General features: G+C 67.1%; 14 protein-coding genes. 4 read left to right on the plus strand and 10 right to left on the minus strand.

Features of this window, described 5'->3' with window-relative positions:
* Nucleotides 1-87: 87 nt before the first annotated feature.
* From fcl to ACS5NL_RS01570, 10 genes are all read right to left on the minus strand, one after another.
* Nucleotides 88-1074, minus strand: a complete 987-nt coding sequence (gene fcl, locus ACS5NL_RS01525) for a GDP-L-fucose synthase (RefSeq protein WP_439351800.1) — start codon at nucleotides 1072-1074, stop codon at nucleotides 88-90.
* A 125-nt stretch (nucleotides 1075-1199) separates the two neighbouring features.
* Nucleotides 1200-2315 (minus strand): nucleotidyltransferase family protein, encoded by a 1116-nt coding sequence (locus tag ACS5NL_RS01530; protein ID WP_439351801.1) that lies wholly within the window; start codon nucleotides 2313-2315, stop codon nucleotides 1200-1202.
* A complete protein-coding gene (locus ACS5NL_RS01535; protein WP_439351802.1) occupies nucleotides 2299-2577 on the minus strand; it encodes a PqqD family protein in 279 nt (92 codons plus the stop codon). Before ACS5NL_RS01535 ends, ACS5NL_RS01530 begins: the two co-directional genes overlap by 17 nt.
* On the minus strand, nucleotides 2574-3449 hold the full coding sequence (locus ACS5NL_RS01540; RefSeq protein WP_439351803.1) for a hypothetical protein: 876 nt from the start codon (nucleotides 3447-3449) through the stop codon (nucleotides 2574-2576). Before ACS5NL_RS01540 ends, ACS5NL_RS01535 begins: the two co-directional genes overlap by 4 nt.
* 78 nt (nucleotides 3450-3527) lie before the next feature.
* Nucleotides 3528-3680: a hypothetical protein gene (locus ACS5NL_RS01545; protein ID WP_439351804.1), complete on the minus strand. Its 153-nt coding sequence runs from the start codon at nucleotides 3678-3680 to the stop codon at nucleotides 3528-3530.
* A 94-nt stretch (nucleotides 3681-3774) separates the two neighbouring features.
* Nucleotides 3775-5667 (minus strand): asparagine synthase (glutamine-hydrolyzing), encoded by a 1893-nt coding sequence (asnB, locus tag ACS5NL_RS01550; protein WP_439351805.1) that lies wholly within the window; start codon nucleotides 5665-5667, stop codon nucleotides 3775-3777.
* Entirely contained in the window at nucleotides 5664-6107 is a 444-nt protein-coding gene (locus ACS5NL_RS01555; protein WP_439351806.1) for a lasso peptide biosynthesis B2 protein, read from the minus strand. Before ACS5NL_RS01555 ends, asnB begins: the two co-directional genes overlap by 4 nt.
* Entirely contained in the window at nucleotides 6104-7759 is a 1656-nt protein-coding gene (locus tag ACS5NL_RS01560) for an ABC transporter ATP-binding protein (protein WP_439351807.1), read from the minus strand. The genes ACS5NL_RS01555 and ACS5NL_RS01560 overlap by 4 nt, the downstream gene beginning before the upstream one ends.
* A gap of 42 nt (nucleotides 7760-7801) precedes the next feature.
* Nucleotides 7802-9385 (minus strand): undecaprenyl-phosphate galactose phosphotransferase WbaP, encoded by a 1584-nt coding sequence (gene wbaP / locus ACS5NL_RS01565; protein ID WP_439351808.1) that lies wholly within the window; start codon nucleotides 9383-9385, stop codon nucleotides 7802-7804.
* Nucleotides 9386-9630: 245 nt separating this feature from the next.
* Nucleotides 9631-10110 carry an Lrp/AsnC family transcriptional regulator gene (locus tag ACS5NL_RS01570; RefSeq protein WP_439351809.1) on the minus strand — a complete coding sequence of 160 codons (480 nt, stop codon included), beginning with the start codon at nucleotides 10108-10110 and terminating at the stop codon, nucleotides 9631-9633.
* Nucleotides 10111-10288: 178 nt separating this feature from the next.
* Here ACS5NL_RS01570 and ACS5NL_RS01575 point away from each other — a divergent pair, with 178 nt between their 5' ends.
* From ACS5NL_RS01575 to secD, 4 genes are all read left to right on the plus strand, one after another.
* The gene (locus ACS5NL_RS01575) at nucleotides 10289-13873 is read left to right on the plus strand and encodes an indolepyruvate ferredoxin oxidoreductase family protein (protein WP_439351810.1); all 3585 of its coding nucleotides are present in this window, start codon (nucleotides 10289-10291) and stop codon (nucleotides 13871-13873) included.
* Nucleotides 13874-13921: 48 nt separating this feature from the next.
* Complete coding sequence (locus ACS5NL_RS01580) at nucleotides 13922-14665, plus strand: phosphatase PAP2 family protein (protein ID WP_439351811.1); 744 nt, start codon at nucleotides 13922-13924, stop codon at nucleotides 14663-14665.
* 23 nt (nucleotides 14666-14688) lie between these two features.
* A complete protein-coding gene (gene yajC, locus ACS5NL_RS01585) occupies nucleotides 14689-15012 on the plus strand; it encodes a preprotein translocase subunit YajC (protein ID WP_439351812.1) in 324 nt (107 codons plus the stop codon).
* Nucleotides 15013-15134: 122 nt separating this feature from the next.
* Nucleotides 15135-17015 carry a protein translocase subunit SecD gene (gene secD / locus ACS5NL_RS01590; RefSeq protein WP_439351813.1) on the plus strand — a complete coding sequence of 627 codons (1881 nt, stop codon included), beginning with the start codon at nucleotides 15135-15137 and terminating at the stop codon, nucleotides 17013-17015.
* Nucleotides 17016-17018: the final 3 nt, after the last annotated feature.

Below are 17018 nucleotides of genomic sequence, written 5' to 3' on the forward strand. Positions count from 1 at the left end.
GAGTGTGAGGCAGGCGTACGTCTGGCAACCTCAACTGGCGCTTTGCAGGTGGCGTCATCTTGGTTGTGCACTCGCATTTCTTGCGAACTACACAGTTTCCATGGAGAAGTTGCTCAAGAAGTCCGCATATGCCTGAGAGAGACCCTTGCGCAAGTCGACCCCAGGCCGCCATCCCATCCCCAACAGCTTGTCGCTGTCCAGCAGTTTGCGCGGCGTGCCGTCAGGTTTGCTGGTGTCGAACACGATGTCGCCCTGGTAGCCCACCGCTTCTCCTACGCGCCGGGCTAGCTCGGCGATCGTCACGTCTTCCCCGAAACCCACATTGATGTGGCTCTGCATCGGGTCGGTCTGGGCGTCGTAGGCCGATTTGTCGATGTTCATCACATGCACGCAGGCGGCGGCCATGTCGTCCACATACAGGAACTCGCGGCGCGGGGTGCCCGTGCCCCAGATGACGACCTGCGGTGCGTCGTTGACCTTGGCTTCGTGGAAGCGGCGGATCAGCGCCGGGATGACGTGCGAGTTTTCGGGGTGGTAGTTGTCGCCCGGGCCGTACAGGTTGGTCGGCATCACGCTGCGGTAGTCGACCCCGTGGCTGGCTCCGTACTGGCGGTTGTAGCTTTCGCAGAGCTTGATGCCGGCGATCTTGGCCATGGCGTAGGGCTCGTTGGTGGGTTCCAGCGCGCCCTGCATCAGCACGCCTTCGCCCATCGGCTGCGGCGCCAGCTTGGGGTAGATGCAGCTGGAGCCGAGGAACAGCAGCTTGCGCACGCCGCTCTTGAAGGCCGCGTCCACCACATTGGCCTGCACCATCAGGTTGTCGTAGATGAATTCGGCGGGATAGGTGTTGTTGGCGTGGATGCCGCCGACCTTGGCGGCGGCGAGGTAGACCTGGTCGGGTCTTTCGTGGGCGAAGAACGCGCGGACATTGGCCTGGTCCGTCAGATCCAGCTCGGAGCGGGTGCGACCGACGATGCGGTGGGCCGGGTGGCCGGCGGCGAGCAACTGGCGGACGATGGCAGATCCCACGAGGCCACGGTGGCCGGCGACGTAGATCTTGGGGTGGTTACTCATGAGGGAGCGAGGTTGGGGTAAATGGGTATTGGCGAAGGCAAGAGTCATGCCTTATGCACAGCATTGCTATGGATTTTAGGCGGCGAATGTAAGTAATTTTTGCCAATGCGCCCCGCGCAGCGGCTTCAGCGCCACAGCTTGCGCAGACCAGACAATGCCCGCCGGGCCAGCAGGCTGGCGTAGCTGTGGCCGGTGCCGTGGGCATGCTCGAGATGGCCTCGGTTGGGCAGCAGCCGGCGCCGCAGCCACTGCAGGCGTTGGGGCCAGTCGGGCAGCGATTGCCAGATCTTCCACTGCATGTACCGCCAGTCGGTGAGTCTGCGGTGGTCAACAGGCTCAGAGGGTGCGGCAGCGCTGAGCGCCTCCAGCACGCTTTCCGGCCATTGGCAGTCCAGGTGTTGCTGGCAGGCTTCCAGGGCGTTGAGCAGAAATCCGGCCAGTTGCTTGTCCACCGCGCGGTGCGTCAGCGCCTGCCAGTCCTCGGGTGTGAAGTCGCGGGCCATGCCTGGAAAGTCCATCAGCAGCCGCAGTTGCTCGTCAAATCCATTGACGAGGTCGAAGGCGCGGTTGATGCTGGCGTGCAGCATGGCGTCGACGGCACCCAGCCCGTAGGCATGTGGACCCAGCGAGGGCAAGGACTTTGCCCTGCCCATGAGCTCATCGAAACGGAAGGCGTTGCGCAGCAGAGGTGTGACCGCGACCTGCCAGTGAATGTCCACCTCGATCGCGATCCCCGGCGCAACCTGCCGCTTGCACAGCAGCTCATAAGCCACCTCGGGGTCAGCGGTTTGCTCCCAGGTGTAGCCGTGCTGTTGAAGGTGGTTGGCCAGCTGTTTGGCGTCTTCCAGGCTGGGGACCAAAAGGTCGACGTCCGAGCATTGGCGCAGGTGCGGCTGGGGATAGGCCCATTGCGCGAGGGCGACACCTTTGAGCAGCAGCCCCTGCATGCCCAGTCGGTGGAGGTGTTCGCCCAGCATGCGCGCTTCGCGCTCGAACAGCATGGAGGTGACGGCGGCGTCCTGCACCTGTGGTGCCAGGCTCGCGCCCATTGCCGTGAGAGGGGCTGGGCACTCGGGCAGCGACTGCAGCCTCCATGAGGTCAGGGCCGCCAGGCCACCGGCTTTTGCGCAGTCGAGCAGATCTTCCGCTGCGGGCGGCGCGATGGTTAGTGCCTTCTGGGGGTGTGGGCCGAGCAGGAGTCCGAGCCAGCGCCATGCGGCCCGCTCAGTTGAGGCCGACATGAATGAGCTGCTTGTCGAGCAATTGCTGGATCAGCGCCACGACGTCCGATTCGAGTTGGGGACGCTCGACGTCGAATTCGGACATCAGGGCGTCACAGGCCTGGGCGACCGAGAGGCCGCGGGCCAGCGCTGCCCAGAGCTGGGCGCCGACGGGGTCGAGGCCGAAATAGGTGCCGCTGGCGAGGTCAAGGATCACTGCCTCGTCCTGCACCGGCCTGGCCATCACGTGGCTGGGGATGGAAAAGGTGTCGTTGAGGGTCATGCCGGCTCGCGAAGGGTGTGTTGTTGGATGGCCGCAAATACGTCCGGCAAGGCGTCAAAACGTCTGGGGTAGTCCAGGTGGAAAAACACCGGCAAGACGGCCACATCCTGGAGCGCTTCGAAGTGCCAGATCTTCATTTCAAGCTCTTCGAAGTCCAGCAGGAACGTGTTTCTCGCCAGCTCGGCGACCGCCTCGGCCGCCTTCATTTTCCGGATGGTTGGCGTGTCCGCGCTGCCGTCACCAAGCACATAAACCCTTGCCAGCGGGCAAGGGGTGTCGCAATACGGCAGATCGGTGCCGGCCAGCAGCCGGGTCTTGTCGGTATAGCCAAGAGGGGTGGCGGTGAGCGAGTGCTCAGGCGCGATGGCCAGGCGACTGTCGGCCCAGAGCCGGACAGAGGGGTGGCTGGGCAGCACCAACAGGCGTTCTTCCTGCCATTGCAGTTGAAGGCCGTCGTCGGTGAGAAGCTGCCCCCCCGCAGTGAGCAGGTGGGTGGCCAGTGTGGACTTGCCCCGGCCGGAGTTGCCCATGAACGCCAGCGCCACACCATTCATCGCGACGGCGCTGGCGTGAACCACCAGCCGGTGTTGCCGGCTGAGCGCCAGAGGCAGGACTTGATTGATGTAGAGGTGTTCGACGGTGCCTGCGTCGGTGTCGGGGGCAGGCAGGGCCCGAACCGTCTGACCGTTCTGGCTGACCAGGAAGTCGGCCAGCGAGGGAAAGCGGATCAGGTAGCCCTGCGGATGGCGATGGAACGAGGTCCAGAGCTCACCCGACGAGGCGTACCAGCAATGGAAGGGAGGCAGAACCTCCTGCTCCCCCAAGACATCGAGTGGGGCCAGTTCCAGTTGAACCAAGTCACGGAAGGCCACAAGCCGAAGGTCTTAAACGGAAAGTATGCGCGGGACAAAAACTGACCGCGAAGCGGTCAACGGGCGAATCGAGCCGTATTAATTTTTTGTTTTTGTGCCGTTGGCATCGCTGCCCTTGGTCTTGGTGCCTTGGGTGAACTGGTGCAGAGCACCGAATTCACGCAGTGCGGGAGCTTGGTAGGGGCGTTTGGCGTTGGTGACGGGTGCGGCTTGGGAAGACTGAGTAACCACGAAGAACTCCGATGCGGGATTTGAAACTGTTTGTAATGATGCGGGAAGGCGGGCGGTTTGGCAAGGAAACGCCGCCGCAACTGAATAGAAAATTCTACGTGTTGTTGGCGGATTCCGGGTATCTGAGGGCATCAGTAGCAAACAGACACCAGACGATGCCGTGACCCCAGACACGTCTTTCGGGGTTGGTTGCGTTGTCCATCACCTCTAGCAAAAACCGGGCCGAAATCCAGTCTGCGCTGCGAGGCAGGGTGGTCGCGTGAAAGCGCTGTTTGAGGTCGGGCCAGAGGTGTTGGTACGCGACGCTGAACTCGGCCTTGTCCTGTCGTTCCCGAACCACAGCCGGCAGATCGTCTTGGAACGCCAGTCGGTGAAACCACTTGTTGGTGCCTTGGTGCATGCGGAATTCTTCTGGTACTGCGAAACAGAACTGGATGAGGCGCGGGTCCCAGAAAGGTTGGCGCCACTCCAGCCCGAGGCGGGCCATGCGGCGTTCGTTCCATTGTTTGGCGGCGATGACGTAAGGGTTCCAGAGGTTGTTCCATTGCCGGCGTTGCCCTGTCCGGCTGAAACGGGGTGATTCCTGGGACCGTTCGAGTGCACGGAGGCGCCCGAGCCGGGCGGTCATGTCGGCGCTGAGCCAGGGGCTGCTCAATGTCGGATCGGTCAGGCGGTTCGCCAGGTCGCGCAGGGAGAACCGGATGCCGTCGGGCAGCAGGGGCAGCAGTCCGTGTCGGATCGGCGCCCAGAGTGCCCGGGCGGTGCCGTGTCGAGACTGCTCGTCCCGCATGAACCTCAGCAGATCGCGGCACCGGCCAGCCTGGATGGCCTCGGCAAAGTAGGCGCTCTCCCCGCCCAGCCATTCGTCGCCGCCGGTGCCGCTCAGCAGCACGCGGGAGTGCTTGCGGACGGCGGCCTCGCCAATGGATCGGCCCATGCTGCCGTTGGGCATGTCGGGGAAGGTTTTGAAGCGCTGCATGTCTTGCAGGTATTCCTGCAGAGGCATGCGGGTCGGGGGGACGACCTCAATGTCGTGCCCTAGGTGGCGGCCAACAGCAAGCGCCAGGTCGACTTCGTCGGCCAGGGCATCGCCTCGGAAGCCCAGGGTGTAGCCGTCAATGCCGGGGGCCAGCAACGCTCCACGTTGATGCAGCCGCGCTGCACTGGCGAAGATGGCCGATGAGTCGAGGCCTCCGCTGACTTCAATGGCCAGGGGCCCCAGAGCGCGCGACTGGCGACGCACCACGTCATCCAGCAGGCTGCGGTAGGCGTCGGCATAGTCCTGGGCCGTGCGGCAACCCAGGTCCATGTCCAGTGTCGGCATCCAGTAGCACCATGTCTTGAGCGTGCCGGCGCCGACGCGCATGGCGTGTGCGGGTTTGAGCATCGAAATGCCGGCCCACAGCGTGCGTTCCAGCGACATCCATTCGATGGCCAGATATTCGGCGACCGTGTCCAGGTCGAGTTCCTTCGGGACATGAGGCAACTCGAAGAGCGCGTGTACGTCGGTGGAGAAGCTCAGTCGGGAATCGGCCCAGTGGTAGTGCAGCGCCCGGTTGCCGGTCCGGTCGCGTGCAGCAAACAGGGTCTGGCTGGCCTGGTCCCACAGCGCCAGCGCGAAGTCGCCGTCGAGATGCTCCACGCAGGCATCGCCCCAGACCTCGAAGGCGTGCAGCGCGAGTTCGGCGTCGGAGCGGTTGCGCAGCCGGGCGCCGCGCCGCAGCAGTTCCTGCCGCAGCTCGACCCAGTTGTCGAGCCGGCCGTCGAACACCAGCACGCGCTGGCCGTCGGCGGAAATCACCGGCTGCTGTTCTTCCAGCGACTCCGGCGTGGTGTGAAGCTGGCAGTGGCCCAGCGCGACCGGACCGGAGGTCCAGTGGTCGATGCCGTCGGGGCCGCGGAAGGCCATGGCCGCGGTCATGCCCTCGATCAGGCCGGGCGCCACCGGCCGGCCGTCGAAGTGGACGATGCCTGCGATGCCGCTCATGAGGTGAACCGGTCGAGCGACGGGATCGGACCGTCGAACACGGCGAAGGACGCGGCGATCTCGGGCTGGTCGTTGATGGGGGTGCCCTGGTGCTCGAGCCAGGCGTGGGCGTGCAGCTGGCCTTGCTGCAGTTGCACGCCGATGCGCAGGTCGCTGTGGATGCCGCGCCGGGTCAGCCAGCCCATGAGCACCAGCGAGCGCGACAGGCAGGTGGACGGAAAGGGGCTGATGCGCGCGGCGGCGTTGACCGCGCGGCCCAGCGGGGCCAGGGTGTCGGGCGCCACCAGCCAGCCCTGGGTCGGCCGCAGCCGCTGGTGCAGCCGCGCCAGGCCGTGGCGGCGCAGCGAAAACCAGCACAGCGGCAGCGCCCACCAGGCCGCGGCGAGGGTGAGCCATTGGTCGGCCGTCCAGTGAAGGACGGTGGGGCGCCCCTGGCTCATGGCGCCGCGCTTTCCGCGGGGCGGGTCAGGCCGTCCGCCGTGAGCACGACGATGCGGTCGGCCAGCGCCAGGCTGGCGGGCCGGTGGGTGATGAGCACGACGGTGCGGCGGGCCAGCGCGTCCCGGCAGTCGTGCAGGAATTGCAGCTCGGCCTCGGGGTCGAACATCGAGGTGGCTTCGTCCAGGACCAGGATGGGCGGGTCCTTGAGCAGGGCGCGGGCCAGCGCGAGGCGCTGCCGCTGGCCGCCGGAGAGGCGCACGCCCTGGTCGCCGATGAGGGTGTCGTAGCCCTGCGGCAGGCCCAGGATGAACGCTTCGGCCTGCGCGAGGCGGGCGGCTTCGGCGACGGCCTGCGGCGAGGCCGCGGGGCTGCCCCAGGCGATGTTGTCGAAGATGCTGCCGTTGAACAGCATGACCTGCTGGGACACCACGCCGACCTGCGCGCGCAGGCTCTGGCGGTGGAAGCGCTGGATGTCGTGGCCGTCGATCAGGATCTGGCCCGCCGAGGGTTCGAGCAGCCGGGTCAGCAGGTGCATCAGGGTGCTCTTGCCGGTGCCGTTGGCGCCGGTGATGGCGATGGTCTGGGCGGCCTCGACGCGCAGGTCCAGGCCGCGAAACAGGGGCTCGCGGCCGGGGTACTGGAAGTGCAGCTGCCGGAATTCGATCTGGCCCTGCGCGGCGGGCAGCGCGGGCAGGTGGCTGTCGTCGGCCTCGGTGGGCAGGGCAAGCACCTCGCGCATGCGGTGCAGGGCGCCCAGCGCGGCGCGGCCTTGCCCGTACAGCCCGGCCAGCGCGGCCAGGGGCTGGGTCAGCAGCGCGGCGTACAGCAGGTATTGCACCGTCTCCGCGGTCGAGCGGGTGCCGTTCTGCGCGCCCAGCCACCACAGGGCGACGACCAGGCCGGCGCCGGCGAGGAACTGCACCGAGGGTGTGAGGGAGGCGTAGATCAGGTGTTCGCGCCGGCTCAGCTGCATCAGCTCGCTGACGCGGCGCGCGTAGCGCTGGCTTTCGAGGCCTTCGCGGGTGAAGCTCTTGATGGCCGGCAGCATCGCGAGGTTTTCTTCGGCGGCCGACATCTTGTCGGCATAGGCCTGCTGGACCTTGAAGGACAGGGGCCGCATCTGGCGGCTGATCAGGCGCAGCAGCACGAAGACCAGCGGCATGAGCAGCGCCGCGACCGCGGTCAGGCGCACATCGATGCGCGCCATGAGCACGCCGGCACCGGCGACGGTGAGCAGTTGCGCGGGCAGGCCCAGCAGCGGGCCGCTGATGAAGTAGCCGATGCGGTCGACGTCGCTGGTGATCAGGGCCAGGTTGTCGCCCTGGCGGCGCGCGTGGTGAAAGCCCAGGGGCAGGGCCTGCAGGTGGTCGTACAGGCGGGTGCGCAGCCGGGCCAGGATGCCTTCACTGGTCCAGCCGAGGTACCAGCCGCTGGCAAACTGGAACAGCGAACGCAGCAGCAGCAGGCCCAGCAGGCCGGCGAGGATCAGTGTGCTGTCGCGCGAGAGGCCGGCCAGCACCTGTTGCGCCAGCTGCCCCGCGAACCAGGGCGCCAGCAGCGACAGCCCGGCTTCGCCCAGCGCAAGCAGCGCGCACGCCAGCAGGTGCCAGCGCCAGGGAGCGATCAGGGGATACAGCCAGCGGAGTGTCATCGAACCCCATTGTCGGGGATCGGTCCCGCAGGTCTCGCCGCCTCAGCAGGCGCCTTCCTGCTTGACGACGACCCGCACGGTGCGCAACAGGATGACCAGGTCGTACCAGAGGGACCAGTTGCGGGTGTACCAGAGGTCCATGTTGATGCGGTGCTGGAAGGTGCTGGCGCTGCGGCCGCTGATCTGCCAGAGGCCTGTGATTCCCGGGCGGGCCTTGCCGAAGGCCGCGATGCTCTTGCCGTAGTCGGGCAGTTCGCGGGCCAGCAGCGGGCGCGGGCCGACCAGGCTCATGTCGCCGCGCAGCACGTTGATCAGCTGGGGCAGCTCGTCGATGCTGGTGCGGCGGATGAAGGCGCCGATCCGGGTGATGCGCGGGTCGTTGGCGAGCTTGAAGTTGCTGGCCAGGTACTGCACGTACAGCTTCTCGTTCTCGGTCTTCCAGCGGTCGAGCGCCGCGTCGGCGTCCATCACCATGCTGCGGAACTTGATGAAGGGGAATAGCTGGCCGTCCAGGCCGACGCGGGGCTGCACGAAGAAGGCCGGGCCCGCGTCTTCGCGCTTGATGCGCCAGGCGACCCAGGCAAACAGCGGGGACAGCAGCAGCAGCGCCAGCGAGGCACCCACGATGTCCATCGCCCGCTTGAGGATCTGCGGGCCGCGGCGGTTGAGGTTGTTGCGGGCGCGCAGCATCAGCACTTCGTGGCTGAAGAAGTGGGAGACCTCCATGCCGTGGATCGGCAGGCCGTCCAGCGCCGGCACCATCACCAGGTCGTCGCGGGTGAGCATCAGCTCCTGCGCGAGCTCGCGCAGCCACTCGTTGTCGTGCAGGCCCAGCACGCCCACGATCTGGTAGCCACCCGGGCGTGCCAGGAACTCGCGCACGGCCGGGGTCAGCGCCGTGGGGACGATCAGCACGTCCGCTCCCAGCTTCACGACGCGTTCGCCGGCGTTTGGCGTCACCACGGCCACCGGCCGGTAACCCAGCAGCGGCTCGCTGGCCAGGGCGGCGGCGGCTTTTTCGACATCGTCCGGCTGGCCCAGCAGCACATAGGGCTGGGTCAGCATGCCGGCGCGCAGCAGCGAGCTGCGCAGGGCCAGGCGCGCCAGCGGGAGCAGCACCAGGATCAGCGTCCAGGTGAAGCCGGTCCAGAGGCGGGACAGCGGCCACTTCGCCAGAAACATGATCATGGCGTCGGCCAGAGCCGCGACCATGATGACCTTGACCATTTCGCGCGCTTCGTCCCACCAGGGCTTGCGGCGGCTGGCGGTGTAGTGGCCCTGCACGGCCCACATCCAGCCGACCATCGCCACCGCGACCGCCGCAAACAGGGTCAGGCGCAGTTCGCCGCTGTTGACCCACCAGAGGTTGATGGCCTGGAGGGTGCCCTGGTCGCCGCGCAGCATCAGGGGCAGGCGGCCGAGCACGAAGCAGCAGGCCAGCACGGCCAGGTCACACAGCACCAGACGGGCCTTGACCCAGTGTTGCCGCTGCGCCAGATCGGCCCAGGGCGCCAGGGCGCGTGCCAGATCCTGTTCGTTGTACAGCGGGACCACGGTGTCCCGGCTGGCATCGGTGGCGGGCGCCGGAATCGCGCTGGGCGATGTGTGGGCTTGGGCAGCGGTCATGAACGGGGTTGTCGGGAGGGGTTGGCCGAGAGTGGGGGCGTGTCGCACCCAGCAAGGATCGGACCAAACGTTTCAATGTCTGTGACGGCCTGAGTAGGCCGAAGGTGCCCAAAAGAGGTGCTTTGCACACCATAAATGGAGACCACCAGAACTTTCAGGGTAATCCCGGGTATTACACCTTGTAACCGATCGGTTTGCAATCGGTCCGTGCGCCTCGGCGCTCCCAGATCTGTAACAGATGCGGCTCAGCGGCGCGTCAGGTGCCCCAGCGGCAGCGCCCCGGCCGACTTGACCTCGCCGAGCGAAAACGAGGTATGCAGGTCTTTCACGTTCGGCAGGTTGATCAGCACCTCGCGGGCGAAACGGCTGAACTCGCCCAGGTCGGGGCAGACCACCTGCAGCTCGAAGGTGCCCGAGCCGCTGATGTAGTGGCAGCTGACGATTTCGGGGATCTTCTGGATCGTGGCTTCGAGCTGGCGCGTCACGTCGCCACTGTTGCGTTCGGCGTCCAGCCGCACGAAGGCCAAGACGCCCAGGCCGATCTTCTCGCGGTTGAGTTCGGCCCGGTAGCCGGTGATGAAGCCGGCCTCTTCCAGCGCCCGCACCCGGCGCCAGCACGGCGCCGCCGACAGGCCCACCCGGTTGGCCAGCTCGGCGTTGGTCAGCCGGCCGTCGTTTTGCAGCTCGTTCAGGATGGCGAGGTCGAACTTGTCGAGTGTTTCCATGGATGGGGTCTTGCAGAAAGAATCTTTCCCAAGTGTGCGGATTTCGGGCATGAAAAGCAAACACCTGTCGGCGACCGGGCCATACACTGATCGACATACTGGCACCAGCTGATCTGGCCGGATTCCAGGAGAAAAGCGCCCACAAGGTGCTTCCCCACCCACAGCAGGAGACAACAAGATGAACGCACCACTGCCCGAGCACATCCGCAAGGCGCTCGACACCGTCACCCTCGACGACAAGTACTCCCTGGACCATGGCCGCGCCTTCATGAGCGGCGTGCAGGCGCTGGTCAAGCTGCCCATGCTGCAGCGACAGCGCGACGCCCTGGTCGGCAAGAACACGGCGGGCTTCATCAGCGGTTACCGCGGCTCGCCGCTGGGCGGCTATGACCAGGCGCTGCAGAAGGCCGCGCCCTTCCTCAAGCAGCAGAACATCGTGTTCCAGCCCGGGGTCAACGAAGAGCTGGCGGCGACCGCGCTCTGGGGCACCCAGCAGCTGGGTTTTGCGCCGCCCGGCAGCAACAAGTTCGACGGCGTGTTCGGCATCTGGTACGGCAAGGGCCCGGGCGTGGACCGCTGCTCCGACGTCTTCAAGCACGCCAACATGGCCGGCACCACGCCCTGGGGCGGCGTGATCGCGGTGGCCGGCGACGACCATGTGGCCAAGAGCTCCACCGCCGCACACCAGAGCGACCACATCTTCAAGGCCTGCGGCCTGCCGGTGTTCTTCCCGTCCACGGTGCAGGACATCCTGGACCTGGGCCTGCACGCCTTCGCCATGAGCCGCTTTTCCGGCGTCTGGGCCGGCATGAAGACGATCCAGGAAATCGTCGAGTCCAGCGCCACGGCCATGATCGACCCCGAGCGGGTGCAGATCGTGGTCCCCGAGTTCGACATGCCGCCCGGCGGTCTGCACATCCGCTGGCCCGACCACGCGCTGGACCAGGAGGCGCGCCTGTTCGACTACAAGTGGTACGCGGCCCTGGCCTACATCCGCGCCAACAAGCTCAACCACAACGTGGTCGCCGGGCCGAACGACCGCTTCGGCATCATCGCCAGCGGCAAGGCCTTCAACGACACCCGCCAGGCGCTGCTCGACCTGGGCCTGGACGACGAGACCTGCCGCCGCATCGGCCTGCGCCTGCACAAGGTCAACGTGGTGTGGCCGCTGGAGGCGCAGACCACGCGCGAATTCGCCACCGGCCTGCGCGAGATCCTGGTGGTCGAAGAGAAGCGCCAGGTCATCGAATACCAGCTCAAGGAAGAGCTCTACAACTGGCGCGCCGACGTGCGGCCCAACGTGCTGGGCAAGTTCGACGAAGGCGAAGGGGATTTCAGCGGCGGCGAGTGGTCGCGCCCGAACCCGAGCGCCAACACCCTGCTGCGCGCCAACGCCGACCTGTCGCCGGCCATCATCGCCCGCGCCGTGGCCCGGCGCCTGCGCAAGCTCGGCCTGCCCGAGGACGTGCAGGCGCGCATCGACGCGCAGCTGGCCATCCTGACGGCGCAGGAGCAGTCGATGCAGACGCTGCTGACCAAGGGCGTCGAAGGCGCCGAGCGCCAGCCCTGGTTCTGCTCGGGCTGCCCGCACAACACGTCCACCAAGGTGCCCGAGGGCTCGCGAGCCATGGCCGGCATCGGCTGCCACTTCATGAGCATCTGGATGGACCGCTCGACGACCGGCTTCACCCAGATGGGTGGCGAGGGCGTGCCCTGGGTCGGCCAGCAGCCGTTCAGCCACGACCAGCACATGTTCGCCAACCTGGGCGACGGCACCTATTTCCACAGCGGCCTGCTGGCGGTGCGCCAGAGCATCGCCGCCGGCGTGAACATCACCTACAAGATCCTCTACAACGACGCGGTCGCCATGACCGGCGGCCAGCAGGTCGGCGAGCGGCCCGAGGGTCACTCGGTCGTGCAGATCGCGCAGAGCATGCGCGCCGAGGGCGCGGTGAAGATCACCATCGTCACCGACGAGCCGGAGAAGTACGCCAGCGTGAGCGGGCTGCCGGGCGGCATCGCGATCCAGCACCGCGACACGCTGGACGCGGTGCAGCGCGAGTTCCGCGAGATCAAGGGCACCACGGTCATCATCTACGACCAGACCTGCGCCACCGAAAAGCGCCGCCGCCGCAAGCGCGGCACGATGGTCGAGCCGACCGAGCGCGTGGTCATCAACGAAGCGGTCTGCGAAGGCTGCGGCGACTGCGGCGTGCAGAGCAACTGCCTGTCGGTCGAGCCGCTGGAGACCGAGTTCGGCCGCAAGCGCGCCATCAACCAGAGCACCTGCAACAAGGACTTCTCCTGCGTCAAGGGCTTCTGCCCCAGCTTCGTCACCGTCGACGGTGGCCAGCTGCGCAAGAAGGACAAGTCGGGCGCCAAGGCGGAGTGGACCGGTGGCGCGCTGCCGGAGCCGTCACAGCCGGTCTTGAAGGACGCGGCCTGGGGCATCGTGGTCGCGGGCGTCGGTGGCACCGGCGTCATCACCATCGGCCAGCTGCTGGGCATGGCCGCCCACATCGAGGGCAAGGGCATCGTCACGCAGGACGCGGCCGGCCTGGCGCAGAAGGGCGGCGCGACCTGGAGCCACGTGCTGATCGGCGCGCACCAGGACGTGATCCGCACCACGCGGGTGTCGGCGGCGTCGGCCGACCTGATCATCGGTTGCGACCCCATCGTGGCGGCCAACAAGGAGAGCTGGCTGCGCCTGCGCGCCGGCCGCAGCCACGTGGCGCTCAACTCCAGCGCCACGCCGACGGCCGCGTTCGTCAAGAACCCGGAATGGCAGAACCCGGCGCAGGCCTGCGTGGACGCGCTGGTGGGCGCCATTGGCACCGACGCGGTCGGCGTGTTCGACGCCGAGACCGCGGCGACGAAGCTGATGGGCGACTCGATCTACACCAACCCGATGATGCTGGGCTACGCCTGGCAGCGCGGCTGGGTGCCGCTGGGCCTGACGGCGCTGACGCGCGCCATCGAGCTCAACGCGGTGCAGGTCGAGAAGAACAAGCTGGCGTTCGAGTGGGGCCGCCGCGCCGCGCACGACCCCAGGGCCATGGCCGTCCTGCTCAATCCGGTGGGCGAAAACGTGATCCGCTTCCACAAGCGCGAGACGGTGGACAGCCTGGTCGCGCGCCGGGTCGAGTTCCTGACCGCCTACCAGAACGCGGCCTACGCGGGTGAGTACGAGGTGTTCGTGCGCCGCGTGCAGGACGCCGAGGCGAAGCTGGGCAAGACCGCGCTGACCGAGGCCGTGGCGCGCTACCTGTTCAAGCTCATGGCCTACAAGGACGAGTACGAAGTCGCCCGCCTGCACAGCGACCCGGCTTTCCACGCCAAGCTGGCCGCGCAGTTCGAGGGCGACTTCAAGCTGCACGTGCACCTGGCGCCGCCGCTGTTCGCCAAGACCAACGCCAAGGGCGAACTGGTCAAGCAGAAGTACGGCCCGCTGATGTTCACCGGCTTCCGGTGGCTGGCGAAGTTCAAGGGCCTGCGCGGCACGGCGCTGGATGTGTTCGGTCGCACCGAAGAGCGCCGCACCGAACGCGCCCTGATCGCCGAGTACCGCGCCTGCGTCGAGGAGCTGCTCCAGGGCCTGAATGCCGGCAACCACGCGCTGGCGCTGGACCTCGCGCGGATTCCGGAGCAGATCCGGGGTTACGGGCACGTGAAGGTGCGGCATCTGGCGGCCGCCCGCCAGCGCTGGGACGGGCTGATGCAACAGTGGCGGCAGCCCGCCGGAGGCGCGGCCCGCGCCGCCTGAGGTCGGCGGAGCCGGTCGCTGGCCGGGAGGGGCTGATACCCTCGTGGCATGGACTGGCTGTTTCTGACCTCGCTGGGCAGCGCCGCACTGGTGTGGCCGCTGGCCATCGCCCTGGGGCTGGTGCTGTGGGGTGAGCAGGTCGGATGGGCGCGGGTGGTGCGCTGGTGGCTGGCGCTGGCGGTGGCCAGTGGGCTGGTGGCCGGCACCAAGGTCCTGTTCTATGGCTGGGGCACCGGCATCCGGGCCTGGGACCTGACCTGTTTCAGTGGCCATGCGACCCTGGCGACCGCGTTCTGGCCGGTGGCGGTGGCCGCCCTGGCGGGGCATTCCCGGTGGGGCCGCTGGCTCGGAGGGCTGGGTGGCCTGGGTCTGGGGCTTGCCGTGGCCGTCTCCCGGGTGGCCCTGCATGCGCACCCGGTGTCCGAAGCGGTGGCGGGCGTGCTGCTGGGCGCGCTTGTCGCCGGTGTGGGGCTGTCGGCCCTGAAGACCCGCCATCCCCCGGCGACGCTGCGGCGTGTGCTTCCGGCCGCCGTCGCCGCAGCGGCCTTTTTCGTGGGGGCCGGCCGCTGGGTGCCGAGCGTGCCCTCGGAAGACTGGCTGCAGCATCTCGGGGTGGTGCTGGCCGGGCGGGACCGGCCGGTGGACCGCCGGCGGTGGCAGGCACAGCCTGACGCATTGTCAATGTCAGCACAGGGTGTTCTTGTGGGGGGCGCCGAATACAATGTCCGGCTTGCCTGGCGTTGCCCCGGCCAAGCTTGCTTGGACGGGAAGACTGTCATGCAATCCACCTGACCCAGTCGTTTTCGGAGAATTCAGTGTTCATTTCCTCTGCCTTTGCCCAGACCGCAGCCGGTGCCGGCGACACCCAGGGCACCCTGATCAGCATGCTGCCGCTGGTGCTGATGTTCGTGGTGCTGTACTTCGTCATGATCCGCCCGCAGATGAAGAAGCAGAAAGAGCACAAGGCCATGGTCGAAGCACTCGCCAAGGGCGACGAGATCGTGACCGCCGGTGGTTTCCTGGGCAAGGTGTCCAAGATCGGCGAAGCCTATATTGGTGTGGAACTGGCCAGCGGCGTGGAAGTGCAGATGCAGCGCTCGGCCGTGGTGCAGGTGCTGCCCAAGGGAAGCATCAAGTAATCACCCCCGCACGGGCCCTTTCGGGCCCGTTCCCCCCTCAAGGGGGCAATGCGAGCGGCCCGGCAGAGCCGGTTTCGCCGCATTCTGGATAGAAGTCACCTCTGCCCTTGGGGCCTGCTGTTATGAACCGTTACCCGCTCTGGAAGTACCTGATCATCGCGGTCGCGCTGGTGGTCGGCGTGCTGTTTTCGCTGCCCAACCTGTTCGGTGAATCGCCAGCGGTGCAGGTTTCGGCCGCACGTTCGTCGGTCAAGGTCGACGGGACGACCGTCACCCGCGTGGAACAGACACTGGAACGCGAAGGCGTGAAGGCCTCGCAGGTGCAGCAGGAAGGCAGCTCGGTCAAGGCGCGCTTCGAAACCACGGACGACCAGATCAAGGCGCGCGACGCGATCGAGCGCACGCTCAACCCCGACGCGACCAACCCCGGCTTCGTGGTGGCGCTGAACCTGGTGCCGCGCACGCCGGCCTGGCTCTCGAAGATCGGTGCTGCGCCGATGTACCTGGGCCTGGACCTGCGCGGTGGTGTGCACTTCATGCTGCAGGTCGACATGGCCGCGGCGCTGCAGCGCAAGGTCGAGGTGATGGCGGCCGACCTGCGCACCGCCCTGCGCGAAAAGAACGTGCGCCACGGCGGCATCCAGCGCAACGGCAACACGATCGATGTGCGCGCGCGCGACGAAGCCACGGCCCAGGCGATCGAAAACCTGATCACCGACCAGTTCGCCGACCTGCAGGTGGTGCGCGCGCCCGATGGCGCCGAGTTCCGCCTTTCGGCCACGCTCAAGCCGCAGGCGGCCACGACCGTGCAGTCGGCCGCGCTCAAGCAGAACATCACGACGCTGCACAACCGGATCAACGAGCTGGCGGTGTCCGAGCCGGTGATCCAGCAGCAGGGTGCCGACCGCATCGTGGTCCAGCTGCCGGGCGTGCAGGACACGGCCAAGGCCAAGGACATCCTGGGCCGCACCGCCACGCTGGAGGTGCGCCTGGTGGACGAGAGCACCGAAGGTCAGGCCGCCGAGAGCGGCGCCGGTGCGGTGCCGTTTGGCGCGGAGAAGTACCTGGAGCGCAACGGCCGCCCCGTCATCGTCAAGCGCGAGGTACTGCTGACCGGTGAAAACCTGACCGACGCCCAGGCCGGGTTCGACGACCAGCAGCAGCCGGCCGTGCACCTGACCCTGGACAGCAAGGGCTCGCGCGTGTTCCGCGACGTGACGCGCGAGAACATCGGCAAGCGCATGGCCATCATCCTGTTCGAAAAGGGCAAGGGCGAGGTCGTGACGGCGCCGGTGATCCGCTCCGAGATCGGTGGCGGCCGGGTGCAGATTTCCGGCAGCATGAACACCACGGAAGCCAACGACACCGCGCTGCTGCTGCGCGCCGGCTCGCTGGCCGCACCGATGGAAATCATCGAAGAACGCACCATCGGCCCGAGCCTGGGCAAGGAAAACATCGAGCGCGGCTTCAACAGCGTGACGATCGGCTTCCTGGTGGTGGCCGCCTTCATGTGCATCTACTACATGCTGTTCGGCGTGTTCTCCAGCCTGGCGCTGGGCTTCAACCTGGTGCTGCTGGTCGCGATCCTGTCGATGCTGCAGGCGACGTTGACGCTGCCCGGCATGGCGGCCATGGCGCTGGCGCTGGGCATGGCCATCGACGCCAACGTGCTGATCAACGAACGCGTGCGCGAAGAACTGCGCAACGGCTCGGCGCCGCAGACCGCGATCAACGTCGGCTACGACCACGCCTGGGGCACCATCCTCGACTCCAACATCACCTCGTTGATCGCCGGTGTGGCGCTGCTGATCTTCGGCTCCGGCCCGGTGCGCGGTTTTGCCGTGGTGCACTGTATCGGCATCCTGACCAGCATGTTCTCCTCGGTCGTGTTCTCGCGCGCCCTGGTCAACCTCTGGTATGGCCGCCAGAAGAAACTCAAGAGCGTGTCCATCGGCACGGTGTGGCGCCCCGAGGGCGGCAGCGACGTGGCCAAGGCCGACTGATCC

The organism is Hydrogenophaga sedimenti, assembly GCF_051857515.1.
Taxonomy (GTDB): Bacteria; Pseudomonadota; Gammaproteobacteria; order Burkholderiales; family Burkholderiaceae_C; genus Hydrogenophaga.